Genomic DNA, 24,657 nt, shown 5'->3' on the forward strand with positions numbered 1-24,657 from the left:
TCGGATTGCATGTGCTGTCCGCCGTCTGGATATTCTGCGTATAGGCGTCATCCATCGATGATTCAGCTAAAAAACGTGCAAATTCTGGCACGATTTACAAGGTGGCTGCAAAAGGCGCGAATCGCGGGTTAACCTTACTCGCTGTACAAGGTATAATCCGCCGATTTCCATAATATTAACCCTTTGTTCTGGGCCAGCCATGCAGCTAATTCGCGGTATACACAATCTTCGGGCACACCATTACGGCTGTGTGCTCACTATTGGTAATTTTGACGGCGTGCACCTCGGACACCAAATGCTGCTTGAACGACTGAAGCAGGAAGGTCGCGCTCGTGGACTGCCGGTGATGGTCATGATTTTTGAACCACAGCCGCTGGAACTCTTCGCTGCGGAAAAAGCGCCCGCCCGTCTGACGCGTCTGCGTGACAAGGTGAAATATCTGGCGCAGGCCGGCGTGGACTATCTGCTGTGCGTCAGATTCGACGCACGTTTTGCCGCCAACGATGCTGAGACGTTCGTTTCTTCCCTGCTGGTGAAGAAATTGGGCGTGAAGTTTCTGGTTGTCGGGGATGACTTCCGCTTCGGGGCTGGTCGTCAGGGAGATTTCCTGTTATTACAGAAGGCTGGATGTGAGTCGGGATTTGATGTCATCAGCACCGATTCGTTCTGTAATGGCGGCAAACGGGTTAGCAGCACTGCCGTACGTGAAGCGCTCAGTCGTGATGAACTTGAGCTGGCAGAAAGTCTGTTGGGCCATCCTTACAGCATTTCCGGACGTGTGGAACATGGCAAAGAATTGGGGCGAACCATTGGGTTCCCTACCGCCAACCTGCCGTTGAAACGTCAGGTTTCCCCTGTCAGCGGCGTCTATGCTGTTAGTGTTTATGGACTGGGGCAAGAGCCACTGCCGGGCGTCGCCAATATTGGTACGCGTCCAACCGTAAACGGTGACAAACGCCAGCAGCTTGAAGTGCATTTGCTGGACGTGACGATAGATCTCTATGGTCGTCATATTGAAGTCGTACTGCGTAAAAAAATCCGTAATGAACAGCGTTTTGCTTCGCTCGATGCGTTAAAACAGCAAATCGCCGATGATGTGGTGACAGCCCGGACGTTCTTCGGGTTAAAGACACCGGTTTAATTTTTCTAGCCGAAACGAAATCGAGAATCTAATGAGTGACTATAAGACTACCCTGAACTTGCCGGAAACAGGGTTCCCGATGCGTGGCGATCTGGCCAAGCGCGAACCTGACATGCTGAAACGTTGGTATGAGCAGGATCTGTACGGGATTATTCGCAATGCGAAGAAGGGAAAGAAGACCTTCATTCTGCACGATGGCCCTCCATACGCGAACGGCAGTATTCACATTGGTCACTCAGTTAACAAGATTCTGAAAGATATTATCGTTAAATCAAAAGGCCTGTCTGGCTACGATTCCCCTTACGTGCCGGGCTGGGACTGCCATGGTTTGCCGATTGAGCTGAAAGTAGAACAGTTGATTGGTAAACCGGGCGAGAAAGTCAGTGCGGCAGAATTCCGCGCTGAGTGCCGTAAATATGCGGCAGAGCAGGTTGCTGGTCAGAAAGCCGACTTTATTCGTCTGGGCGTATTGGGCGATTGGGATCGTCCTTATCTGACAATGGATTTCAAAACTGAAGCGAACATTATTCGCGCGCTGGGACGCATCATTGAAAACGGCCACCTGCACAAAGGTGCTAAGCCGGTTCACTGGTGCGCCGACTGTGGTTCCGCACTGGCGGAAGCAGAAGTTGAGTATTACGACAAAACGTCCCCATCCATTGATGTGACGTTTAACGCCAGCGATGTAGGGGCAGTATTAGCCAAGTTTGGCGTGAGTAGCGTAGACGGCCCCGTTTCGCTGGTGATCTGGACAACGACGCCGTGGACGCTGCCAGCAAACCGTGCGATCTCGTTGAACGCAGAGTTCGATTACCAACTGGTGCAAATTGACGGCCAGGCGCTGATTCTGGCGGCCGATCTGGTTGAAAGCGTCATGAAACGTGTGGGTGTGACTCAGTGGATAGTTCTGGGCGACTGCAAAGGCGCCGATCTTGAACTGCTGCGTTTCAAACATCCGTTCCTGAGCTTTGATGTACCGGCAATTCTGGGCGATCACGTAACGCTGGATGCGGGTACTGGTGCGGTACATACCGCCGGTGGGCACGGTCCTGACGACTATGTGATCAGCCAAAAATACAATTTGGAAATTGCCAACCCGGTTGGGCCGAACGGCTGCTATCTGAGCGGTACTTATCCTGAGTTGGATGGTAAGTTCGTTTTCAAAGCCAACGATCTGATCGTTGAAATCCTGCGTGAAAAAAGCATGTTGCTGCACGTAGAGAAATTACAGCACAGCTACCCGTGCTGCTGGCGTCATAAATCGCCGATCATTTTCCGTGCGACGCCACAGTGGTTTGTCAGCATGGATCAGAAAGGCCTGCGTAAGCAGTCGCTGTCTGAAATCAAAGGCGTGCAGTGGATCCCGGATTGGGGTCAGGCGCGTATCGAAGCGATGGTCGCCAACCGTCCTGACTGGTGTATCTCCCGTCAGCGTACCTGGGGCGTGCCGATGTCGCTGTTCGTTCACAAAGAGACGGAAGAGTTGCACCCGCGTACTGCTGAGCTGATTGAAGCGGTAGCGGAACGTGTTGAAGCCGACGGCATTCAGGCATGGTGGGATCTCGATCCGGCCGATGTACTGGGCGCCGACGCTGAGAATTACGTCAAAGTGCCAGACACGCTGGATGTGTGGTTTGATTCAGGATCGACGCACGCGTCCGTGGTAGATGTCCGTCCTGAGTTTGGTGGCCACGCGGCAGATATGTATTTGGAAGGTTCTGACCAGCATCGTGGCTGGTTCATGTCTTCTCTGATGATCTCTACAGCGATCAAAGGCAAAGCGCCTTACCGTCAGGTACTGACCCACGGTTTCACCGTTGATGGTCAGGGACGTAAGATGTCCAAATCGATCGGTAATACCGTTAGCCCGCAGGACGTGATGAACAAGCTGGGCGCTGACATTCTGCGCTTGTGGATCGGTTCAACGGATTACTCCGGTGAAATCGCGGTATCCGATGAAATCCTGAAGCGCTCCGCCGATGCCTATCGTCGTATTCGTAACACCGCGCGTTTCCTGCTGGCGAACCTGAATGGGTTCGATCCACAGAAAGATAGCGTGAAGCCAGAAGACATGGTGGTGCTGGATCGCTGGGCGGTTGGCTGTGCGAAAGCCGCGCAGGACGAGATTCTCGAAGCGTATGAAAGCTACGATTTCCACCGTGTCGTACAGCGTCTGATGCAGTTCTGCTCGATCGAGATGGGATCTTTCTATCTGGATATCATCAAAGATCGTCAGTACACGGCAAAAAGCGACAGCGTCGCACGCCGTAGCTGCCAGACCGCGCTATACCATATCTCAGAAGCGCTGGTGCGCTGGATGGCACCGATTATGTCCTTCACGGCAGATGAACTCTGGAATTTCCTGCCGGGCGAGCGTGCGCAGTATGTGTTTACCGAAGAGTGGTATGACGGCCTGTTTGCACTGGATGCCTCTGAAACGATGAACGATGCGTTCTGGGCGGATGTCCTGAAAGTACGTAGCGAAGTGAACAAAGTGATCGAACAGGCGCGTAATGACAAGCGCATTGGTGGATCGCTCGAAGCTTCCGTCACGCTATACGCCGATGACAATCTGGCGGACAAGTTGAACCAGCTACGTCAGGAACTGCACTTTGCGCTGTTGACGTCAAAAGCGCGGGTGGAACGTTATGAAAATGCGCCGGATAGCGCGCAGGCAACGGAACTCATCGGACTGAAAATTGCCTTAAGTGAGGCAGAAGGGCACAAGTGTCCACGCTGCTGGCATTACGAGATGGATATCGGTAGCAATGTCGATCATCCTGAAGTGTGTGGTCGCTGTGCGACTAACGTGGGCGGCAACGGCGAAGAGCGTAAATTTGTCTGATGAATAAGATCTGTTCGAGTGGACTGCGCTGGCTATGGCTGGCGATACTGGTTTTAGTTGTCGATCTTGGCAGCAAACAGTGGATTCTTGCCCACTTTGCGCTGGGGGATACGGTACCAGTGATGCCTTCTCTGAATCTGCATTATGCCCGTAACTATGGCGCAGCATTCAGCTTCCTGGCGGATAAAGGCGGCTGGCAACGCTGGTTCTTTGCTGGCATCGCGATTGCTATTGTGGTTGCTCTGCTGGTGATGATGTACCGCGGCAGCGTCAAACAGAGGCTAAATAACATTGCGTATTCGCTGATTATCGGCGGCGCATTGGGCAATCTGTTTGACCGCACATGGCACGGATTTGTCGTCGACTTCATCGACTTCTATGTCGGTAACTGGCATTTCGCTACGTTTAACCTTGCCGATACCGCTATCTGTATTGGTGCGGCGCTCATCGTACTGGAAGGGTTTTTCAGTACGCATGAGGATACTGATACCGTTAAGCAAAAGGGTCACTGATGTCCGAGACTGTGCAGCACAACAGCGCGCTGCTGGTGCATTTTATTCTGACGCTGGAGGATGGCTCTGCGGCCGAATCCACGCGTGAGCGCGGCAAACCAGCTCTGTTTCGTCTTGGTGACGGCAGCCTGTCTGACGCGCTGGAACAAAACCTGTTGGGATTGAAGCGTGGAGATAAACGCAAGTTTACGCTGCCGCCGGAGTCGGCCTTTGGGCCGACCAATCCGAACCTGATCCAGTTCTTCTTGCGACGTGATTTTGCCCAGACAGGCGTGCCGGATGTGGGCACCATCATGTTGTTCAGCGGCGTTGCCGGAAATGATATGCCGGGGATTATCCGTGATGTGACTGAAGAGTCAGTTACGGTGGATTTCAATCATCCTTTATCCGGTCAGGCGATTACCTTCGATCTTGAAGTACTAGACATCGATCCCGTACCACAGGAGGTGACACATGCAGATCCTGCTGGCTAATCCACGCGGCTTCTGTGCCGGTGTCGATCGGGCTATCAGCATTGTGGAACGTGCGCTGGAGCTTTTTGGTACGCCGATCTACGTCCGTCATGAAGTGGTACATAATCGCTATGTAGTTAACGGATTACGTGAACGCGGTGCGATTTTTATTGAGCAGATTGAAGACGTGCCGGATGGTGCGATTCTGATTTTCTCTGCACATGGCGTTTCGCAAGCGGTACGTAATGAAGCAAAAAATCGTGACTTGACAGTATTCGATGCGACCTGTCCGCTGGTAACCAAAGTGCATATGGAAGTGGCCAGAGCCAGTAAGAAAGGCGTAGAAGCGATTCTGATTGGGCATGCTGGACACCCTGAAGTTGAAGGAACGATGGGGCAGTACAGCAATGCGGATGGCGGCATGTATCTGGTCGAGTCCCCCGATGACGTCTGGCAGTTGCAGGTAAAAGATGAAAACAACCTGTGCTTTATGACGCAAACCACGCTTTCTGTTGATGATACCTATGCGGTGATTGATGCGTTGCGCGAGCGTTTCCCGCAGATTGTCGGCCCGCGTAAAGATGATATCTGCTATGCAACGACCAACCGTCAGGAGGCTGTGCGCCATTTGTCGGATAAAGCGGATGTCGTTTTTGTCGTGGGTTCTAAAAACTCTTCAAACTCCAACCGTCTTGCCGAATTGGCACAGAGAGCGGGGAAGGCTGCTTATCTTATTGATTCCGCTGACGATATTCAGGAGCCATGGTTAACGGGTGCTTCGCATGTTGGCGTTACCGCAGGCGCATCGGCACCGGATATTTTGGTACAACAGGTGATTCAACGGCTGAAAGAATTAGGCGGTAAGGTTGCGGTTGAAATGCAAGGACGTGAAGAAAACATCGTCTTTGAAGTGCCGAAAGAGCTGCGTGTTGAAGTCAAACAGATCGATTAGCCTGTTTCTGCGATAGAGCTTAGGCTCTATCGCTTTTGCTCCTTTCCTTTTTCTCTTCGCTGTTATTCACTCATAAAAATCTTAATGCATAAAAATGAATTTTTATGCATTATACCATGAGGTTTGTTTTTGACATTTTCTGCTTGTTTTCAAACGCCTCACGTTTTTTTCATCGCTTTCAGACGCGCTTCTGCTGCCTGTGGCGAGACAGTTTTGCTGATTTTCTGCGGCTTCAAACAGTATTTTCTAATCTGGTGGTAAATCCGCTGGCGATAGTGCGCGGTGCCCGTTAACCTGATGTTATTTTTATGTCGTCAGGATTAAAAAGAGAGAGACCTTATGAAGGATTCATCCATCCGTATTGCGGTTGTAGGTGCGGGCGGCCGTATGGGACGCCAGCTGATTCAGGCTATTGATCAAATGGACGGCGTGGTATTGGGCGCAGCGCTGGAGCGTTCTGGTTCGTCCCTGCTAGGAAGTGATGCCGGTGAACTCGCCGGACTGGGTAAAAATGGTATTACCGTGAATGAAAGCCTGGATGCGGTACAGAATGATTTCGATATTTTGATCGACTTCACCCGCCCGGAGGGCACATTAGCGCATTTGGCATTTTGTCGTCAGCATCGTAAAGGCATGATTATTGGGACTACCGGCTTTGATGACGCAGGGAAAGCGGCGATTAAGCAGGCTGCACAAGATATCGGAATTGTGTTTGCGGCGAACTTCAGCGTTGGCGTCAATGTCATGCTGAAGCTGCTGGAAAAAGCGGCCAAGGTCATGGGCGACTATACTGATATCGAAATTATTGAAGCACACCACCGCCACAAAGTGGATGCGCCATCGGGTACCGCGTTGGCGATGGGTGAAGCGATCGCCGATGCATTGGGACGCGATCTGAAGTCCTGTGCCGTGTACGCGCGTGAAGGCTATACGGGCGAACGCGATCCGAAAAGCATTGGTTTTGCTACCGTGCGTGCGGGCGATATTGTCGGTGAACATACAGCGATGTTTGCTGATGTTGGCGAGCGCGTTGAGATTACCCACAAGGCATCCAGCCGCATGACATTTGCCAATGGTGCAGTAAGAGCCGCTATCTGGATTAGTAAGAAGGAAAATGGTCTTTTTGATATGAGAGACGTGCTTTCTTTGGATGATTTATAGTATTTTATTTTTTAATAAAAATCATATCTGGATGAAAAAGGTGGATATTTTACTATTCACCTTTGTTTTTATCTATTTGGTTTCTTTTTTTTATCATCATCTTCTTTTGTTTGTGTTTTATGTCATTTTTTAGTGATGCTTGACCTTCTTCACTCCCTAAATACCCTTTGCTGGTGATTCTTTACCCTTTTTTTAACAACATTGCCTCGCAACCGTTTACTTATTTGAGTTGATAGCGGTTTTTACGTCAGTGGGCGATTATTTATTTCGGAAAGCATAAAAATAAGAGAAAAAAAGCGGTTTGGGTAGACAATCGAGAAGACCATCATTAAAATGCGCCCAATTTGCCAAAAATTGGCCTTACAGGTAGTTTTTGCATTGATTTAGTGGCTCGAATCTGAATTAATATGCAAATAACGTGATTGTTTATTCCTTGGAGGGTGTTTTGATTAAGTCAGCGCTATTGGTTCTGGAAGACGGAACCCAATTCCACGGTCGGGCCATTGGGGCAGAAGGATCGGCAGTGGGGGAAGTGGTCTTCAATACGTCGATGACCGGTTATCAAGAAATCCTTACTGATCCTTCCTATTCCCGCCAGATTGTCACTCTCACTTATCCCCATATCGGTAATGTCGGCGCTAATGCCAACGATGAAGAATCCCCCTCTGTACAGGCTCAAGGTCTGGTTATTCGCGATTTACCTCTGATTGCCAGCAACTACCGTAGTGAAGAAAGCCTGTCTGAATACCTCAAACGCAACAACATCGTCGCCATTGCTGATATCGATACCCGTAAACTGACCCGTCTGCTGCGTGAGAAAGGCGCACAGAATGGCTGCATCATCGCGGGCGATGCGCCGGATGCTGCCGTCGCGCTGGAGAAAGCGAAAGCCTTCCCAGGGCTGAAGGGCATGGATCTGGCAAAAGAAGTGACGACGGCAGAAAGCTACAGCTGGTTACAGGGAAGCTGGACGCTGGAAGGCGAATTGCCTGCGGCGAAAAACGAAAGCGAACTGCCTTACCACGTTGTGGCTTATGACTACGGTGTAAAGCGCAACATTCTGCGTATGCTGGTGGATCGCGGCTGCCGCCTGACGGTGGTTCCGGCACAGACACCTGCTGAGGACGTACTGAAGCTTAATCCAGACGGTATTTTCCTCTCTAATGGCCCGGGCGATCCAGAGCCATGTGACTACGCGATTCGCGCGATCAAAACCTTCCTGGAAACGGATATTCCGGTATTCGGCATCTGTCTGGGTCACCAACTGCTGGCACTGGCGAGCGGTGCGAAGACCATCAAAATGAAGCTGGGTCACCACGGCGGTAACCATCCGGTCAAAGATCTGGATAACAACTGTGTGATGATTACCGCGCAGAACCACGGCTTTGCGGTTGATGAAGATAACCTGCCTGACACGCTGCGCGTCACGCATAAATCCCTGTTTGACCACACGGTTCAGGGGATTCACCGCACGGATAAGCCCGCGTTCAGCTTCCAGGGTCACCCAGAAGCCAGCCCAGGCCCACACGATGCCGCACCGCTGTTCGACCACTTTATTGACTTGATTCAGACTTACCGTTCTTCAGCTAAATAATCAGGAGCGAGAAAATGCCAAAACGTACAGATATTAAAAGCATCCTGATTCTGGGCGCAGGCCCGATTGTTATCGGCCAGGCGTGTGAGTTTGACTACTCTGGTGCACAGGCGTGTAAAGCGCTGCGTGAAGAGGGTTACCGCGTTATTCTGGTCAACTCCAACCCGGCAACCATCATGACCGACCCGGAAATGGCCGATGCGACCTACATCGAGCCGATTCACTGGGAAGTGGTGCGCAAAATCATTGAAAAAGAGCGTCCAGATGCGGTGCTGCCAACGATGGGCGGCCAGACTGCGCTGAACTGTGCGCTGGAGCTGGAACGTCAGGGCGTGCTGGCCGAATTCGGCGTCACCATGATTGGTGCAACGGCGGATGCGATTGATAAAGCAGAAGATCGCCGCCGCTTCGACGTGGCAATGAAGAAGATCGGTCTGGATACTGCGCGTTCCGGTATTGCACATAATATGGAAGAAGCGCTGGCGGTTGCGGCTGACGTCGGCTTCCCGTGCATTATCCGTCCTTCCTTTACGATGGGCGGCACTGGTGGCGGTATCGCTTATAACCGTGAAGAGTTCGAAGAGATCTGTGAACGCGGACTGGATCTTTCTCCAACCAAAGAGCTGTTGATCGATGAATCGCTGATCGGTTGGAAAGAGTATGAGATGGAAGTGGTGCGTGATAAGAACGACAACTGCATCATCGTCTGCTCAATCGAAAACTTCGACGCGATGGGCATCCACACCGGTGACTCCATCACCGTTGCCCCTGCACAAACGCTGACCGATAAAGAATATCAAATCATGCGTAACGCCTCGATGGCGGTACTGCGTGAAATCGGCGTAGAAACGGGCGGCTCTAACGTTCAGTTCTCGGTAAACCCGAAAACCGGCCGTCTGATTGTTATCGAAATGAACCCGCGTGTATCACGTTCTTCCGCGCTGGCGTCTAAAGCGACGGGCTTCCCGATTGCGAAAATCGCAGCCAAGTTGGCCGTCGGTTATACACTTGATGAACTGATGAATGACATCACTGGCGGTCGTACGCCTGCGTCCTTCGAACCCGCTATCGACTACGTTGTCACTAAGATTCCACGTTTCAACTTCGAAAAATTCGCCGGTGCCAATGACCGTCTGACCACGCAGATGAAATCTGTGGGGGAAGTGATGGCGATTGGTCGCACGCAGCAAGAATCTTTGCAAAAAGCACTGCGCGGTCTGGAAGTGGGCGCAACGGGCTTCGATCCGAAAGTTGATTTGGACGACCCTGAAGCGCTGACCAAAATTCGCCGTGAGCTGAAAGATGCCGGTGCCGAGCGTATCTGGTATATCGCGGATGCTTTCCGTGCGGGTATGTCTGTCGATGGCGTGTTTAACCTGACTAACGTTGACCGCTGGTTCCTGGTACAGATTGAAGAGCTAGTGCGTCTGGAAGAGCAGGTCGCAGAGAAAGGTGCAACCGCACTGGATGCCGAATTCCTACGTACGCTGAAGCGTAAAGGCTTTGCCGATGCGCGTCTGGCGAAACTGGCTGGCGTGGCTGAAAGTGAAATTCGCAAGCTGCGCGATAAATTCGATCTGCACCCGGTCTATAAGCGTGTCGATACCTGTGCGGCAGAATTCTCGACCGATACGGCGTATATGTACTCCACGTATGAAGAAGAGTGTGAAGCCAACCCGACTCAGGATCGTGACAAAATCATGGTACTGGGTGGCGGACCGAACCGTATTGGTCAGGGGATTGAATTTGACTACTGCTGCGTCCACGCTTCTCTGGCGCTGCGCGAAGATGGTTATGAAACCATCATGGTCAACTGTAACCCAGAAACCGTTTCAACAGATTACGATACGTCCGACCGTCTGTATTTCGAGCCGGTAACCTTTGAAGACGTGCTGGAAATTGTCCGTATCGAGAAGCCAAAAGGCGTTATCGTGCAGTACGGTGGCCAGACGCCGCTGAAACTGGCACGTGCGCTGGAAGCAGCAGGTGTGCCCGTTATCGGCACCAGCCCGGATGCGATTGACCGTGCAGAAGACCGCGAGCGTTTCCAACAGGCCGTTAATCGTCTGGGGCTGAAGCAACCGGCTAACGCCACGGTCGCGACCATTGAGCAGGCGGTAGAAAAAGCGCGTGGCATCGGCTATCCGCTGGTTGTCCGTCCTTCATATGTTCTGGGCGGTCGTGCGATGGAAATCGTGTATGACGAAATCGACCTTAAGCGTTATTTCCAAAACGCGGTTAGCGTGTCCAACGATGCGCCAGTTCTGCTGGACCGCTTCCTTGATGATGCTATCGAAGTTGACGTCGATGCAATTTGCGACGGTGAACGTGTACTGATTGGCGGCATTATGGAACACATCGAGCAGGCAGGGGTTCACTCCGGTGACTCGGCTTGTTCACTGCCCGCTTACACGCTGAGCAAAGAAATTCAGGACGTGATGCGTCAGCAGGTTGAGAAACTGGCGTTTGAACTGTGTGTTCGCGGTCTGATGAATGTGCAGTTCGCGGTGAAGGATAACGACGTTTATCTGATTGAAGTGAACCCGCGTGCCGCGCGAACTGTACCGTTTGTCTCGAAAGCGACCGGCGTCCCGTTGGCGAAAGTGGCTGCGCGAGTGATGGCAGGCAAAACGCTGGCTGAGCAGGGCATCACCAAAGAAGTCATCCCGCCATACTACTCGGTGAAAGAAGTGGTGCTGCCGTTCAATAAATTCCCAGGCGTTGACCCGATTCTGGGGCCAGAAATGCGTTCAACTGGTGAAGTGATGGGCGTTGGCCGCACGTTTGCTGAAGCGTTTGCCAAGGCGATGCTGGGCAGCAATTCGCACATGAAGAAAACCGGACGTGCACTGCTGTCGGTACGCGAAGGTGATAAGGCTCGCGTGGTGGATCTGGCGGCCAAGCTGCTGAAGCACGGTTTTGAGCTGGATGCGACACACGGTACGGCGATTGAACTGGGTGAGGCTGGCATCAATCCGCGTCTGGTGAATAAGGTGCATGAAGGTCGTCCACACATTCAGGACCGCATCAAGAACGGCGAGTACACCTACATCGTCAACACCACCGCAGGGCGTCAGGCGATTGAAGACTCCAAGCTGATTCGCCGTAGTGCGCTGCAATACAAGGTGCATTACGACACGACGCTGAACGGCGGTTTCGCCACGGCAATGTCGTTAACGGCCGATCCGACGGAGAAGGTCACCTCCGTGCAGGAAATGCATGCGATGATTAAAGGCTGATAGACCGACTTCGGTAGGCAATAAGCTGATGATGAAAGCCAGCGTTGGTAACAGCGCTGGCTTTTTTCATGGGGCGTGTTTTGAGTGTTAGCCCAACGCGACTTTGATACCTAACGCGATCAACACCGTTCCCAGCAGCTTATCGACCAATTTTTGCACCTTAGCCAATCCTCGGCGTACCGGTTCGCTTTGGAAAAGCACGACCAACAGCGGCCACCAGACGAGAGAGAGCAGCCAGATAATCATGGCGTACCACAGTTTTTCACCGATGCCTGAGTGAATATTCAGGACCTGTGTGAACATCGCCAGAAAGAAGAGTGTGGCTTTCGGGTTAAGCAGGTTGCAGAGATAGCCTTGCAGGAACGCTTTTTTCAGGCTGACGCTTTGCTGTGTCAGGTTCGATACGTCCATTTTGCTTCCGCCGCGCGCGAATAGCGCCTGAATACCGATCCAGATCAGGTAGGCGGCGCCCGCATATTTCAGTACATTAAACAGCCACGGCGTGGTGGTGATGACGACGGCTAGCCCGGCGACGCAGTACGCCATGTGGGTTGCTACACCGCAGATTACGCCAAAGGCTGTCATCATTGCAGCAGCACGTGGGTAACGTGCTGCATTCCTGATGACGAGGAAAAAGTCGGGGCCGGGAGAGAGCATCCCCAGCGTGGCGATGGTCGCGACAAACAGTGATGTTTCTAACATGGTCATTCCAGGCAGTGAAAAAAGAGAAGGGGCGAGGGAAATCATAGCGCCAGAATAATTAATTCGCATCACACTTATTGGTTATTCGGCGGTGATATGTTAACAATTGCCCTTTAATTTTTGTGGTTAATTTCCGGGGCGGGTTGAGATAACAACATGGTCAGTGAACGTGAGAACCGTGAACCATTAAGTGGCGAAAAACGGATGGCTGAAGCGCCACAGCAGCGGGAAATAACCCGATTGTGCATCCAGTGCGCGCTGTTGCTGTTACAGCATGGCGCAGAAAGTATGGTCGTAGAGCAGTTGTCTTCAAGGCTGGGCGTGGCATTGGGTGCCGATAGCGTTGAGAGTTCGATTTCGGCCAATTCGATTGTTCTGACCACCATCATGCAAGGGCATTGTCTGACGTCAACGCGGAAGAATGTGGATCGCGGCATTAATATGCACGTCGTCATTGAGGTTCAGCATGCGGTCATCATGGCCGAGCATAAACTGCTGGATGTGGCGGGGGTGGAGAAGCGTCTGGGAAATATTAAGCCACTGCGCTACCCGCGTTGGCTGATGGTTTCTGTTGTGGCGCTTTCCTGCGGCTGCTTTAGCCGTTTGAACGGCGGCGGGTGGGATGCCTTTATTGTCACCCTGATTGCCAGTGGTCTGGCGATGTATGTCCGTCAGGTCTTTACCGGACGACATCTGAATCCGTTGATCAATTTCTGTATTACAGCGTTTGTCGCCACGTCGGTGTCGGGTCTGTTGATGCGTTTACCTGCTTTTTCTCAGACGTCGACGGTGGCGATGGCGGCAAGTGTGCTGCTGCTGGTCCCTGGTTTTCCGCTGATTAACGCCGTAGCGGATATGTTTAAAGGGCACGTGAATACGGGTCTGGCACGCTGGACGGTAGCGAGTTTGCTGACGCTAGCAACCTGTATTGGTGTCGTGATGGCGATGTCGCTGTGGGGGTTACGCGGATGGGCTTAAGTTTACTGTGGGCACTTTTGCAAGATATGGTGCTGGCTGCGGTCCCCGCGTTGGGGTTTGCGATGGTTTTCAACGTGCCGCTGAAAGTGCTGCCTTACTGTGCGCTGTTGGGCGGCGTCGGGCACGGCGTTCGATTTCTGGCGATACATTTCGGTATGAATATCGAATGGGCATCGTTTCTGGCGGCGATTTTGATTGGGGTCATTGGCATTCGTTGGTCACGCTGGCTGCTGGCGCATCCGAAAGTCTTTACCGTGGCTGCCGTGATCCCTATGTTCCCCGGTATTTCTGCCTATACGGCGATGATTTCGGTGGTGGAAATTTCGCATCTTGGCTACAGCGAGGCGCTGATGAACATCATGATGACCAATTTTCTTAAGGCCAGCTTTATCGTCGGCGCGCTCTCTATCGGTTTGTCTCTACCGGGAATCTGGCTCTACCGTAAACGGCCCGGTGTGTAAAACTCTTATATTACATTTCCGCGGAGTCTGGATATCGACGAGCGAAGGGGCTTTCCGTATAGTGTCAGCAATTTTCTGGCCTACAGGGTTTTTTCACCATGGTTATTAGTTTGATTGCTGCACTGGCAGTGGATCGCGTGATTGGCATGGAAAACGCGATGCCGTGGCATTTGCCCGCCGATCTGGCATGGTTTAAGCGTAACACGCTTAATAAGCCGATTATTATGGGGCGTAATACCTTCCGTTCTATCGGTCAGCCGCTGCCCGGCAGACTGAACATTGTCGTCAGTAATCATCCGGGTGATGACGAGCGTGTGACCTGGGTCTCTTCGCTGGACGCTGCGCTGGCAGCGGCAGGTGAGGTTGAGGAAGTGATGGTGATTGGTGGTGGTAGCATTTATCAACAGATGCTGTCGCAGGCAAATCGCCTCTATCTGACGCACATTGATGCCGAAGTGGAAGGCGACACGCATTTCCCTGACTATGAGCCGGATGAATGGCAGTCTGTTTTCAGTGAATTCCATGATGCTGACGAGCGCAACTCACACAGTTACTGCTTTGAAATTCTGGAACGCCGCTAGGCGCTCTTTACTGCGATAACGTTCCGTCGATGACTAGCTAAACCCGCCTTGTTGCGGGTTTTTTAGTTTTCTTACTCGATGTTTTATTTCCCCGCCTGACAGCTTTCCCAAATGGCGTGTCGCAGCCAGCGATGCGCAGGATCGCTCTCGCGTCGCGTATGCCACACCTGCTGGAAGGCAAAATTGGGTATCGCGAACGGAGGCGGAAAAATGTGTAAATCTGGCGTAGTGATGTGGGCCATGCTGCGCCGCGCCGCGGTCAAAACCAGATCGGTACCGGCAATGAGATTGATGGCGGCATGCCAGTGGGGCAATGTGAGCACAACGTTACGCGATTGGCCGCTTGCTGCCAGCGTGCTGTCAATTTCATTAGCCGAATCAGGATGCATGGTGACCAGAACATGTGGGCGTTCCAGCCATGTCTCAAACGATAGCATACCGTTTTCCGGCAGCGTGGCGCGGTCGGCCAGACAGGAAAAATGCTCTTCGAAAAGAAGCTCGGCGTGCACCTCGTGTGGGCGAGCGGGGAAAACACCGAGGCCTAAGTCGATTTCTCCATCAATCAACTGTGCCAGCATCATTTCACGGCCTGCATGGCTGACGGCCAGAGAAATGCCGGGAGCTTGTACGCGTAGATGTCGCATGAGCGTTGGCAAAACGGCATTTGTGCCGTAATCAGAGAGCGCCAAACGGAAATGTCGCGTGCTATGGCACGGATCGAACTGCGGGGCTTGTATCAGGCCATTTAGTTGATCAAGCGCGAGTTCCAACGGGCCGAGTAGCGCCTGAGCTCGGGTCGTTAGCGTAAGACCGACTTCACGCCGGACTAACAGCGGATCGTTAAAAATCTGGCGAAGCTGTGATAGTGAATGGCTGACGGCAGGCTGACTGCGGTGCAGGCGCAGCGCTGCTCGCGTGACGTGTTTTTCCGTCAGCAAAGCATGAAGCGTTAGCAGCAGATTCATATCGATACGACGTAAATCATCCATTCTGCGAATACCTTCCGTATTAATTACGAATTTCCATCAGTTTAATGGATGTTCGAGTATTGGAACATCCTAATTACGTTGTGAACTTATATTGTGAATCAGGAGGTTCGATGTCGTTATTCTCTTCTTTTTCTCTCTCATTATTGCTGCCGCTGGGTATTGCGGTATTCGCTGGGAGCATTGTGCCTTTTCAGGCCGCCAGTAATGCGATGCTGGGGCGCTCGTTAGGCCACCCACTTTGGGCAACGCTGGTGTCCCTGCTGGTCAGCATCTGCGTGCTGTTGCCGATTCTATTTGCTGCTCGGGTGCCCATGCCAACACTGGGCAATGCCTTGCAGGGGCCGTGGTGGATCTGGCTGGGTGGCTTGGCAGGCGTGGCTTATATCACCGCCGCCTTATTGCTGACACCAAAGCTTGGAGCCTCAGGTTTTATTGTCTGCGTGATTGTTGGGCAGGTTGTGGCATCACTGATTATCGATCATTTTGGTTTGATGGGGTTGGCGGTGAAGCCTGCGACGCTGGGACGAATCGTGGGTGTGGCGTTAATTGTCATGGGTATGCTGGTGGTGCAATTCTCTGTGGTTTCTCCGCCGCTGACAAAACCCGCCGTTGAAACCCATAAGCAACCACAATGAACGGCGATCTCTCTATTTTTAGCAGGAATAGGTCACATTTCCGTCATCTATCATCGCTAGTATGAAAACGAGTAGCGGCTTGCGTCGTTCAATTGAGATGTCGTTAAGCCGCTGTGTTTGATAGATAGGAGACAGTAAGCATGACGAATAGAAATAGTAATCTGAATACTGACCGACTGAGCGATCCACGTCGCCGTGAATTGCCATTGAACGATGTAGAAGCCGTTGGTCTGGCTGGGTTTCTTGGTGGTGGCATCTGGTCGATTCCCACCGAGGCGTTAGCCGCTCCGTCACCCAAAAAAATTCAGTCTGGGACGACCTTTCCCTTTCTGTGAAACGTTCCTATTTCCAGGATAATCGTGCGACTGACGATAGGGTGAATGCATCCCTGCATCTACTCACTGGGTCAGAGCGTGATATCACCTGAGAGTTTGCTATTTGATGAGAGCGACGGTTGCGTGAAATAGCGCTTATCGTCCCAACGCAGCATAGTCAGTTCTCCTCCCCAACAGCACCCGGTATCCAGCGCGTAAATGTTTTCCGGTGTGCCTTTCCCTTCCAATGATGCCCAGTGGCCGAACACAATAGCGTATTCCCCAGCGATCTGGCTTGGTAAATCAAACCACGGTTTTAGCAGAGAAGGAGCTTGATTAGGCGGCTCTTTACACAGCATATCCAACTGTCCGCCGTAGAAACAGTAGCGCATACGGGTAAAGACATTGGTACTAAAACGCAGACGTGCCAGACCGCTGAGCTCTGGGCTCCAGTGGTTCGGCATATCGCCATACATGGCATCGAGGAAAAGTGGATAGCTGTCGCTGCTCAGGATCGATTCAACTTCGCGCGCACACATGAGTGCTGTCGGCAGATCCCACTGCGGTGTGATGCCTGCGTGCGCCATAACCAGCTTCTGATCGTCATCAACCTGCAAAATCGGCTGACGACGTAGCCAGTTGATTAGCTCGTCTGCGTCCGGTGCGGTAAGGAGGTCGTTGAGACGATCTTTCGGCTTATTGCGGCTGATACCCGCATAAACGGCCAGCAGGTGCAGATCGTGATTGCCAAGCACCATACGGACAGATGAACCAAGAGAACGAACGAAGCGCAGAACCTGAAGTGAATCCGGCCCGCGTGCGACTAAATCGCCAGTTAACCAGAGCGTATCTTGCTCAGGATTAAAGGAAACTTGTGCCAATAGCGCTTTGAGTTCAACTAAACAGCCGTGAACATCGCCAACTAAATAGGTAGACATAATTAATGTATCAGTGAGGGGATTGCCAGTCGGAAGACGGGGATTGGAACCTGAAACGCTTTACCCTGATGGTCAACCATATGGTAGTGGCCCTCCATCGTGCCGAGTGGCGTTTCTATGACTGCACCGCTGGTATATTGGAACTCGCCGCCAGGTTGGATAATCGGCTGTTCACCGACTACGCCTTCACCTTGCACTTCGGTCTGGCGGCCGTTACCGTTGGTGATCAGCCAATAACGCCCCAAAAGCTGGACTTCATGGCGCCCCAGATTGCGAACTGTAATCGTGTAAGCAAACACGAAACGCTCTTCATCAGGCTCCGATTGTGATTCCACATAGAAGCTCTGAACCTGTAAACAAACACGGGGCGCATTAATCATGATGAACTCCAGTTATTCCTGTTTTGCCGGATGCTCGCTTAACCAGTTCGCCAATCGGCAATATTGCTCAACGGTCACATTCTCTGCGCGGCTGGTGATATTGATACCCAACTCGGTGAGCGTTTCTGGTGTGAACAGGTTGCCGAGACTGTTACGCAATGTTTTACGGCGCTGGTTAAACGCTTCCGTAGTGATGCGGCTCAGCACGCGAATATCACTGACCGGGTGGGGAATTACGGCATGGGGCACAAGTCGCACTACGGCTGAATCGACTTTAGGCGCAGGCTTAAATGCTTCCGGTGGCACTTCAAGCACCGGAATTACCTGACAATAATACTGTGCCATAACGCTCAGGCGTCCGAAGGCTTTGCTGTTCGGCCCTGCCACCAAACGGTTAACCACTTCTTTCTGCAACATAAAGTGCATGTCGCGGATAGATTGAGTATAGGTGAACAGATGGAACATCAGCGGTGTGGAAATATTATACGGCAGGTTGCCAAAAACACGCAGTGGCTGCCCGGCTTGTTCAGCGAGCGCGGCGAAATCGATCGTCATGGCGTCTTGCTGAATAATCGTCAGCTTATCTTTTAGCGTCGGATGCTTTTCCAACCGTGCTGCCAGATCCCTGTCCAGCTCGATAACGGTAAAACGATCCATCCGTTCGCCAACGGGCGCGGTCAACGCGCCGAGGCCGGGACCGATCTCGACGATCGCTTGACCCGGCTGAGGATGGATGGCCGAAACGATGCTATCGATCACGAAATGATCGTTTAAAAAGTTTTGCCCAAAACGTTTACGGGCGAAGTGACCTTGGTGTACGCGATTATTCATTACTATTCTTTATCATTTTAATGGCAAGATTTAATGCCGTGATGAAGCTACCAAGCTCTGCGCTACCGGTTGCGGCCAGCTCTAGCGCTGTACCGTGATCGACCGACGTGCGGATAAACGGTAGCCCCAGTGTGATATTAACAGCGCGCCCGAAGCCCTGATATTTCAGAACCGGGAGCCCTTGATCGTGGTACATCGCCAAAACGGCATCAGCGTGTTGCAGATACTTTGGCTGGAAAAGCGTGTCGGCAGGCAACGGCCCAATCAGCGTGATGCCTTGTTGCCGCAGCTCGTCCAGTGCCGGATTAATCACATCCAGCTCTTCACGGCCCATATGGCCGCCTTCACCGGCATGAGGATTCAGTCCACAGACATAGATCTGTGGTTGAACGATGCCGAATTTTGTCTGCAAATCATGATGCAAGATCGTGATGACTTCATGCAGGCTCTGGCGGGTAATTGCCGCAGAAACGGCAGCAAGCGGTAAATGCGTGGTCGCTAAAGCGACGCGCAACTCTTCCGTCGCCAGCATCATGACGACACGGTCACAGCGGCTGCGATCGGCGAAAAATTCAGTGTGCCCGCTGAAGGAGACACCTGCATCATTGATAATGCCTTTATGTACCGGGCCGGTAACCAGCGCGGCGAATTCGCCGTTCAGGCAACCATCACAAGCACGGGCTAATGTTTCAACGACATAAGCGCTGTTAGCCACATTTAATTGGCCCGCAATAACGGTTGCCGGTGCGGCGATTGGCAGAATGGTGAGGCTACCTGCCTGTTGTGGCTGTGCGGGCTGGCCGGATTGATAGTCACGCAGCGTCAGCGGCATAGACAGCTGCAATGCGCGAGTTAATAACAGATCAGGATCCGCACAGATCACGAGTTCTACAGGCCAGGCCTGCTGCGCCAGAGCAACCACCAGATCGGGGCCAATCCCGGCGGGTTCACCGGGTGTGATCACAACGCGTAGCGTATTGCTCTCAGTCTGCATTAGTTAGTGGCACCATTAATCACTTTGACATAAGCCGCTGCACGCTGTTCCTGCATCCAGGTTTGCGCTTCTTCAGCGAATTTACGATTAAAGATCATACGGTACGCTTGCTCTTTTTGCGCCGCGTCGGTTTTATCAACCTGACGGGTGTCAAGCAACTGAATCAGGTGCCAGCCAAAAGAGGAGTGAATCGGCTGACTGATTTCACCTTTCTTCAGTTTCAGCAACGCATCGCGGAAAGCTGGATCGTACATGTCTGGGGAAGCCCAGCCAAGGTCGCCGCCCTGATTCGCAGAACCGGGATCCTGAGAAAGTAGTTTGGCTTGTGCAGCGAAATCGGTGCTGCCGTTTTTGATCTGCTGTGCAACGTCAGCCAGCTTGGCTTGCGCCTGGCTGTCCGTCATGACGACAGACGGTTTAATCAAAATATGGCGAGCATGCGTTTCAGTTACCGATACGCTTTTGTTACCACCGCGAATATCGTTCACTTTCAGAATGTGGAAGCCGACACCAGAGCGGATCGGGCCAACGACTTGGCCTTTCTGCGCTTGTGTTAAGCGTTCAGCAAACAGCGTTGGAATCTCCTGCAATTTGCCCCAGCCCATTTGGCCGCCTTTCAGCGCCTGAGAATCAGATGAATAGGTGATAGCCAGCTTACCGAAATCCGCTCCGTCACTGATTTGCTTCACCAGTGACGTTGCCAGATTTTCCGCCTCATCAACCTGCTGTTGAGTCGGGTTTTCCGGTAATGGGATCAGAATGTGGCTCAGATTCAGCTCATCATTCTCGCCGGTCTGGTTGGCAATCTGCTTAGCCAGCGTATCGACTTCCTGTGGCAGGACGGTAACTCGGCGGCGGACTTCGTTGTTACGCACTTCCGAAATCAGCATCTCTTTGCGAATCTGGCTGCGGTAAGAGTTGTAGTTCAGCCCTTCATAAGCCAGTTGGCTTTTTAGCTGATCAAGAGACATCCGGTTCTGAGCGGCAATATTAGTGATTGCCTGATCCAATTGCTCATCCGTCACCTGGATACCCATCTTCTGCGCCATTTGCAGGATGATGTTATCCATGATCAGGCGATCGGTAATCTGATGACGCAGCGTGGCATCATCCGGCAACTGCTGCCCAGCCTGCTGGGCATTCAATTTTACCGACTGCAAAAGACTGTTTACATCACTTTCTAACACGACGCTGTTGTCGACCACTGCTGCGACTTTATCAACCACCTGTGGTGCTGCGAACGCGGTAGAGGCACTCAGTGCCAATCCGAGAATAAGCGTTCTCCAGTTCTTCATACCTTTCCCATTATTTCATCCGCAAGGCGGGTTAAAGTTCCAACGTTTCAGTGAGACAGCCTGTTTGCTACATCTATACACGCCATACTTCAAGTTGCATGTACGTTGTTCAAAACGCTAACGTTTTGTCCTGAAACTCGAATTATTTAGTGTATAAGCACTCTGGATGACATCAGAATGCGCGCTGGTAAGGCAAAATACCCGAACGCAGCATTTTTTCGGAACCCAGACTGTAATTACTGCTTAAACCACGTAATTCGATATTAAATGACACTTTGTTGTCGTATTCACTGCTGCGGCTGGCGCTGTTCCAGTCGGTAATCTTACGCTCATAACCGACGCTCACGGCCCAGCAGCAGGTGTTGTACTGTAAGCCAATCAGCTGGTTTGCTGGCTGATTGGCCTTGGTGTCGTAATAATAAGCACCTACAACAGCCCAACGTTCGACGATCGGCCAGCTAGCGGTAACACCGACCTGCGATATACCTTGCTGAGAACCCTGATTGGTCACGTTCGGCAGCATGTCGCGAATATATTCAGGGCTGGCATAACGGTAGTTTAACTGCACCAAACGTTCCGCATCGCGACGATATTCTAACACGGCGTCACCCAGTGCGACTTCGTTCAGGCGATTGTCATATTGCAGACCACCGCGGACGCCCCAACTGTCGTCGATTTTCAGGAAGGAATCACCAGCCCACACCTGGCTGCCATTGTTATCACTTTTATCGAGCGACGTGTTGCGGTCACCGGTGCGTGGGCGATCGAAGTAATAGATTTGACCAATAGAAGCGTTAAAACGTTCAACCAGTGCATCATCATAAATACGCGTCGTAATACCAGTCGCAATCTGATTTGCTGACGCGATACGGTCCAGCCCGCTGTAGCTGCGATCGCGGAACAGGCCGGAATAGTCGGTCTGCATCAACGTCGAGTCATAGGTATGGATGCTGCTCTGATCGCGATAAGGCACGTACAGGTACTGTGCGCGAGGTTCCAGCGTCTGGGTATAGGCCTGCGACCAGTTCATTTCGCGTTCAAAGACCATTTTGCCATCGACTTTATATTGCGGCATGACGCGGTTAACTGAACTCTGGAGCGCATTTTTATTGACGTCGTTGACAGTAGGATCGGCACGGTAACGATCCAGATTATCTTGTTGGTAGTGTGTTGCTAATAGCCTGGCTTCGGTATTCAGGCTGGCCCAGCGGTTTGCCAGCGGGAGATTGAGCGTTGGTTCAACGTGCAGACGCGTCGCTTCCGGCCGATTGTCGTTGATGTTGGTAAATTTTACCGCCTGACCATAAAGGTGCATATCAACCGGGCCGATATCATTCTGGTAATAATTGATATCAAGCTGTGGCTCAGCGCGGTAGACATCACGGCTGGTCGCATTGGAAAAGACCTGGAACTGTCTGGTGGACAGCGTGGTGTTCCAGTTTTGGTTCGCATAGCCTGCACTGAGTTTTTGGGTGACGTAGCCGTCAGTGGTTGAACCGTAATACGAATCCAAATCGGTGAAGTAGCGGTCGTCGCTGACTTTTGTATAGTCTGCTTCAAAACGCCACACCTGATCCATCACGCCGCTGTGGCCCCAGTGGAATAACCAGCGGGTATCGTTATCGTCTTGTGGTGAAGTTTTGGCGTATTCACGGTCGTTAGGTAGCCAGTCGAACTGAATAACGCCGAGGCCTGGAGCGGTCAGGTAGCGGAACTCGTTCTGCCACTGCATGCCGCGTTTGGTTTGCAGATGCGGCGTGATGGTGGCATCAAAGTTAGGGGCGATATTCCAGTAATACGGCGTGAGCAGTTCAAAGCCATTGCTGCTACCATATTTCGCATTGGGAATCAGGAAGCCAGAGCGTCGTTTATCGCCGATAGGAAGCTGCAAATACGGGCTGTAGAACACAGGCACGCCACCAATCTTGAAGCGCGCGTTCCAGATTTCAGCAACCTGTTCTTCTCTATCTTGAATCACTTCCGAACCGACGACACTCCAGCTATTATCTCCCGGCAGACAGGAAGTAAAAGAACCGTTTTCCAGAATGGTGTAGCGATTACTGTCACGCATTTTCATTTTGTCGGCGGAACCACGCCCTTGACGGCCCACCATCTGATAGTCGCCTTCATAGACGTCGGTATCTTTGGTGTTCAGGTTGGCCCAGGCTTTAGGGCCTTTCAGGATCACCTGATTGTCGTCGTAGTGGACTTTTCCCGTTGCAGTAATAGTACGCGTCGGCGTGCTACCCTGCGTTACCGGATCCAACTGGTTCAGTTCCACCTGTTCGGCGGTCATGACGCTGTTACCCTGCTGGATGTTAACATTGCCAATGAATCTGGCGTTGTCGGGATAATTGGCTTCTGTTTTGTCGGCCTGGATATTGATCGGCAGCTGATTAGGATCGCCTGTTACCAGTGGTCTGTTGTACGTTGGTACACCCAGCATGCACTGTTCAGCGAGATCGGCCAGCGCGTGCTGGCTGTAAAGTGCCGACCAAACCAGAGTGGCCAGCAGAGTTGGGAAACTTTTTTTCATACGTGGTATCAGGTGTTCCGTCATCAGGGGCATCATGCCGGCAAACGGTCAGAGACTATATCACTCGTTAGCGTTGCGCCAGTGTTAAATCCCCACCGCCTATACGCACCGCCGTTAGGTGCAAAGATAAATGACAGGTATGATAAAGCAATTTTTGGCTGACGGCATGAGGATTTGAGGAGTATATGCGGTATTGGGGAAAGTTGCTGGGGTTGGCGCTGGGAATTGTCTCAAGCGCTGGCATCTGGGGAATGGTCATGGGTTTACTGATGGGGCATTGGATTGACAGAGCCCGGGCATCGCGTCGCCGTGATTATTTTTCTGCTCAGTCTACCCGTCAGTCATTGTTCTTTCTCACGACCTTTCAGGCTATGGGGCACCTGACCAAATCCAAAGGGCGGGTGACGGAAGCCGATATCAATATTGCGACTAAAATGATGGATCGCCTTGAGCTGTTTGGTGAGGCCAGAGCCGCTGCTCAACGGGCTTTTCGTGAAGGAAAGACCAGCCATTTCCCTCTGCGAATAAAATTACGCAAGCTGCGCGATGCCTGTCTGGGACGTTTTGATTTAATTAAGATGTTTCTGGAAATTCAGCTTCAGGTCGCGTTTGTCGATGGTGTTCTACATCCGAATGAACGACGCGTGTTGTACGTGATTGCCGATGAGTTGGGTGTGACGCGTGAGCAGTTTGAGTTCTTCCTGCGGAATATGGAAGGCACCACGGGGCAGCAATCTCGGCAGAGTCAGTCACGACAAAACGGTAAATCGCATCAGCGCCGTAATAACGGCCACTCCGGTGGTGGCTACTCCAATGGGCATTCTTATGGTGGCCAACGCCCACCCTCACCGCCGCGTGGACCAACGGTTGAAAGTGCCTGTCGTACGCTAGGTGTACGCAGCAGTGATGATGCCGTGACGATTAAGCGTGCCTACCGCAAACTTATGAGTGAACACCATCCCGACAAGCTGGTCGCCAAAAAGCTTTCGCCGAGAATGATGGAAATGGCCAAGCGCAAAGCGCAGGATATCCAGGCTGCCTATGAACTGTTGAAAAGCGCGAATCAGACAAAATAACCCACATCTTTCCTCTTCTTTATTGTTCCCTTATTTTACTGCCCCGCATTT

General features: G+C 52.0%; 22 protein-coding genes. 14 read left to right on the plus strand and 8 right to left on the minus strand.

The window, feature by feature from the left end; translation table 11 throughout:
- Positions 1–199: 199 nt before the first annotated feature.
- From ribF to carB, 8 genes are all read left to right on the plus strand, one after another.
- Positions 200–1,141: a bifunctional riboflavin kinase/FAD synthetase gene (gene ribF / locus KP22_RS10690; protein WP_039305620.1), complete on the plus strand. Its 942-nt coding sequence runs from the start codon at positions 200–202 to the stop codon at positions 1,139–1,141.
- Positions 1,142–1,172: 31 nt separating this feature from the next.
- Positions 1,173–3,986, plus strand: a complete 2,814-nt coding sequence (ileS, locus tag KP22_RS10695; protein WP_039324187.1) for an isoleucine--tRNA ligase — start codon at positions 1,173–1,175, stop codon at positions 3,984–3,986.
- A complete protein-coding gene (gene lspA / locus KP22_RS10700; RefSeq protein ID WP_156107275.1) occupies positions 3,983–4,498 on the plus strand; it encodes a signal peptidase II in 516 nt (171 codons plus the stop codon). Before ileS ends, lspA begins: the two co-directional genes overlap by 4 nt.
- Positions 4,498–4,971, plus strand: coding sequence for an FKBP-type peptidyl-prolyl cis-trans isomerase (fkpB, locus tag KP22_RS10705; protein WP_039324191.1), 474 nt, complete (start codon positions 4,498–4,500; stop codon positions 4,969–4,971). Before lspA ends, fkpB begins: the two co-directional genes overlap by 1 nt.
- Entirely contained in the window at positions 4,952–5,902 is a 951-nt protein-coding gene (ispH, locus tag KP22_RS10710; protein ID WP_039324195.1) for a 4-hydroxy-3-methylbut-2-enyl diphosphate reductase, read from the plus strand. The genes fkpB and ispH overlap by 20 nt, the downstream gene beginning before the upstream one ends.
- A gap of 339 nt (positions 5,903–6,241) precedes the next feature.
- Entirely contained in the window at positions 6,242–7,063 is an 822-nt protein-coding gene (dapB, locus tag KP22_RS10720; protein WP_039305629.1) for a 4-hydroxy-tetrahydrodipicolinate reductase, read from the plus strand.
- A 445-nt stretch (positions 7,064–7,508) separates the two neighbouring features.
- Positions 7,509–8,657 carry a glutamine-hydrolyzing carbamoyl-phosphate synthase small subunit gene (gene carA / locus KP22_RS10725; protein WP_039324200.1) on the plus strand — a complete coding sequence of 383 codons (1,149 nt, stop codon included), beginning with the start codon at positions 7,509–7,511 and terminating at the stop codon, positions 8,655–8,657.
- Positions 8,658–8,671: 14 nt separating this feature from the next.
- Positions 8,672–11,896: a carbamoyl-phosphate synthase large subunit gene (gene carB, locus KP22_RS10730; RefSeq protein ID WP_039324202.1), complete on the plus strand. Its 3,225-nt coding sequence runs from the start codon at positions 8,672–8,674 to the stop codon at positions 11,894–11,896.
- 87 nt (positions 11,897–11,983) lie between these two features.
- On the opposite strand, the gene KP22_RS10735 is transcribed toward carB, so the two are convergent.
- Positions 11,984–12,598 (minus strand): LysE family transporter, encoded by a 615-nt coding sequence (locus KP22_RS10735; protein ID WP_010681757.1) that lies wholly within the window; start codon positions 12,596–12,598, stop codon positions 11,984–11,986.
- A gap of 204 nt (positions 12,599–12,802) precedes the next feature.
- Here KP22_RS10735 and KP22_RS10740 point away from each other — a divergent pair, with 204 nt between their 5' ends.
- From KP22_RS10740 to folA, 3 genes are all read left to right on the plus strand, one after another.
- Positions 12,803–13,576 (plus strand): threonine/serine exporter family protein, encoded by a 774-nt coding sequence (locus KP22_RS10740; protein WP_052012516.1) that lies wholly within the window; start codon positions 12,803–12,805, stop codon positions 13,574–13,576.
- Positions 13,567–14,037, plus strand: a complete 471-nt coding sequence (locus KP22_RS10745; protein WP_039305644.1) for a threonine/serine exporter — start codon at positions 13,567–13,569, stop codon at positions 14,035–14,037. The genes KP22_RS10740 and KP22_RS10745 overlap by 10 nt, the downstream gene beginning before the upstream one ends.
- Positions 14,038–14,135: 98 nt before the next feature.
- On the plus strand, positions 14,136–14,618 hold the full coding sequence (folA, locus tag KP22_RS10750) for a type 3 dihydrofolate reductase (RefSeq protein WP_039324204.1): 483 nt from the start codon (positions 14,136–14,138) through the stop codon (positions 14,616–14,618).
- 83 nt (positions 14,619–14,701) lie between these two features.
- Here the strand turns inward: folA and KP22_RS10755 are convergent, their stop codons facing one another.
- Positions 14,702–15,607: a LysR family transcriptional regulator gene (locus tag KP22_RS10755; RefSeq protein WP_039324207.1), complete on the minus strand. Its 906-nt coding sequence runs from the start codon at positions 15,605–15,607 to the stop codon at positions 14,702–14,704.
- A gap of 110 nt (positions 15,608–15,717) precedes the next feature.
- Between KP22_RS10755 and KP22_RS10760 the strand changes: the two genes are divergently transcribed.
- The gene (locus KP22_RS10760; RefSeq protein WP_039324210.1) at positions 15,718–16,242 is read left to right on the plus strand and encodes a DMT family transporter; all 525 of its coding nucleotides are present in this window, start codon (positions 15,718–15,720) and stop codon (positions 16,240–16,242) included.
- A 140-nt stretch (positions 16,243–16,382) separates the two neighbouring features.
- A complete protein-coding gene (locus KP22_RS10765) occupies positions 16,383–16,577 on the plus strand; it encodes a hypothetical protein (protein ID WP_039324213.1) in 195 nt (64 codons plus the stop codon).
- A gap of 71 nt (positions 16,578–16,648) precedes the next feature.
- On the opposite strand, the gene apaH is transcribed toward KP22_RS10765, so the two are convergent.
- The 6 genes from apaH to lptD form a co-directional block, all read right to left on the minus strand.
- Positions 16,649–17,494, minus strand: coding sequence for a bis(5'-nucleosyl)-tetraphosphatase (symmetrical) ApaH (apaH, locus tag KP22_RS10770; RefSeq protein ID WP_039324216.1), 846 nt, complete (start codon positions 17,492–17,494; stop codon positions 16,649–16,651).
- 2 nt (positions 17,495–17,496) lie between these two features.
- Positions 17,497–17,874, minus strand: a complete 378-nt coding sequence (gene apaG / locus KP22_RS10775) for a Co2+/Mg2+ efflux protein ApaG (RefSeq protein WP_039305665.1) — start codon at positions 17,872–17,874, stop codon at positions 17,497–17,499.
- A gap of 12 nt (positions 17,875–17,886) precedes the next feature.
- Positions 17,887–18,705 carry a 16S rRNA (adenine(1518)-N(6)/adenine(1519)-N(6))-dimethyltransferase RsmA gene (rsmA, locus tag KP22_RS10780; protein ID WP_039324218.1) on the minus strand — a complete coding sequence of 273 codons (819 nt, stop codon included), beginning with the start codon at positions 18,703–18,705 and terminating at the stop codon, positions 17,887–17,889.
- The gene (pdxA, locus tag KP22_RS10785; RefSeq protein ID WP_039324220.1) at positions 18,698–19,699 is read right to left on the minus strand and encodes a 4-hydroxythreonine-4-phosphate dehydrogenase PdxA; all 1,002 of its coding nucleotides are present in this window, start codon (positions 19,697–19,699) and stop codon (positions 18,698–18,700) included. The genes rsmA and pdxA overlap by 8 nt, the downstream gene beginning before the upstream one ends.
- A complete protein-coding gene (gene surA / locus KP22_RS10790) occupies positions 19,699–20,994 on the minus strand; it encodes a peptidylprolyl isomerase SurA (protein ID WP_039305673.1) in 1,296 nt (431 codons plus the stop codon). Before surA ends, pdxA begins: the two co-directional genes overlap by 1 nt.
- A gap of 172 nt (positions 20,995–21,166) precedes the next feature.
- Entirely contained in the window at positions 21,167–23,530 is a 2,364-nt protein-coding gene (gene lptD / locus KP22_RS10795; protein ID WP_039306008.1) for an LPS assembly protein LptD, read from the minus strand.
- 185 nt (positions 23,531–23,715) lie between these two features.
- Between lptD and djlA the strand changes: the two genes are divergently transcribed.
- Positions 23,716–24,606, plus strand: coding sequence for a co-chaperone DjlA (djlA, locus tag KP22_RS10800; protein ID WP_039324224.1), 891 nt, complete (start codon positions 23,716–23,718; stop codon positions 24,604–24,606).
- Positions 24,607–24,657 lie beyond the last annotated feature (51 nt).

Source organism: Pectobacterium betavasculorum (genome assembly GCF_000749845.1).
GTDB classification, from domain to species: Bacteria; Pseudomonadota; Gammaproteobacteria; order Enterobacterales; family Enterobacteriaceae; genus Pectobacterium; species Pectobacterium betavasculorum.

Coding starts and splice junctions, on each gene's coding strand:
- apaG (WP_039305665.1), bottom strand. CDS start 17,874: ATGATTAATGCGCCCCGTGTTTGTTTACAGGTTCAGAGCTTCTATGTG.
- fkpB (WP_039324191.1), top strand. CDS start 4,498: ATGTCCGAGACTGTGCAGCACAACAGCGCGCTGCTGGTGCATTTTATT.
- pdxA (WP_039324220.1), bottom strand. CDS start 19,699: ATGCAGACTGAGAGCAATACGCTACGCGTTGTGATCACACCCGGTGAA.
- KP22_RS10755 (WP_039324207.1), bottom strand. CDS start 15,607: ATGGATGATTTACGTCGTATCGATATGAATCTGCTGCTAACGCTTCAT.
- dapB (WP_039305629.1), top strand. CDS start 6,242: ATGAAGGATTCATCCATCCGTATTGCGGTTGTAGGTGCGGGCGGCCGT.
- rsmA (WP_039324218.1), bottom strand. CDS start 18,705: ATGAATAATCGCGTACACCAAGGTCACTTCGCCCGTAAACGTTTTGGG.
- ribF (WP_039305620.1), top strand. CDS start 200: ATGCAGCTAATTCGCGGTATACACAATCTTCGGGCACACCATTACGGC.
- surA (WP_039305673.1), bottom strand. CDS start 20,994: ATGAAGAACTGGAGAACGCTTATTCTCGGATTGGCACTGAGTGCCTCT.
- KP22_RS10745 (WP_039305644.1), top strand. CDS start 13,567: ATGGGCTTAAGTTTACTGTGGGCACTTTTGCAAGATATGGTGCTGGCT.
- ispH (WP_039324195.1), top strand. CDS start 4,952: ATGCAGATCCTGCTGGCTAATCCACGCGGCTTCTGTGCCGGTGTCGAT.
- KP22_RS10765 (WP_039324213.1), top strand. CDS start 16,383: ATGACGAATAGAAATAGTAATCTGAATACTGACCGACTGAGCGATCCA.
- KP22_RS10740 (WP_052012516.1), top strand. CDS start 12,803: ATGGCTGAAGCGCCACAGCAGCGGGAAATAACCCGATTGTGCATCCAG.
- apaH (WP_039324216.1), bottom strand. CDS start 17,494: ATGTCTACCTATTTAGTTGGCGATGTTCACGGCTGTTTAGTTGAACTC.
- KP22_RS10735 (WP_010681757.1), bottom strand. CDS start 12,598: ATGTTAGAAACATCACTGTTTGTCGCGACCATCGCCACGCTGGGGATG.
- lptD (WP_039306008.1), bottom strand. CDS start 23,530: ATGAAAAAAAGTTTCCCAACTCTGCTGGCCACTCTGGTTTGGTCGGCA.
- carB (WP_039324202.1), top strand. CDS start 8,672: ATGCCAAAACGTACAGATATTAAAAGCATCCTGATTCTGGGCGCAGGC.
- folA (WP_039324204.1), top strand. CDS start 14,136: ATGGTTATTAGTTTGATTGCTGCACTGGCAGTGGATCGCGTGATTGGC.
- KP22_RS10760 (WP_039324210.1), top strand. CDS start 15,718: ATGTCGTTATTCTCTTCTTTTTCTCTCTCATTATTGCTGCCGCTGGGT.
- djlA (WP_039324224.1), top strand. CDS start 23,716: ATGCGGTATTGGGGAAAGTTGCTGGGGTTGGCGCTGGGAATTGTCTCA.
- ileS (WP_039324187.1), top strand. CDS start 1,173: ATGAGTGACTATAAGACTACCCTGAACTTGCCGGAAACAGGGTTCCCG.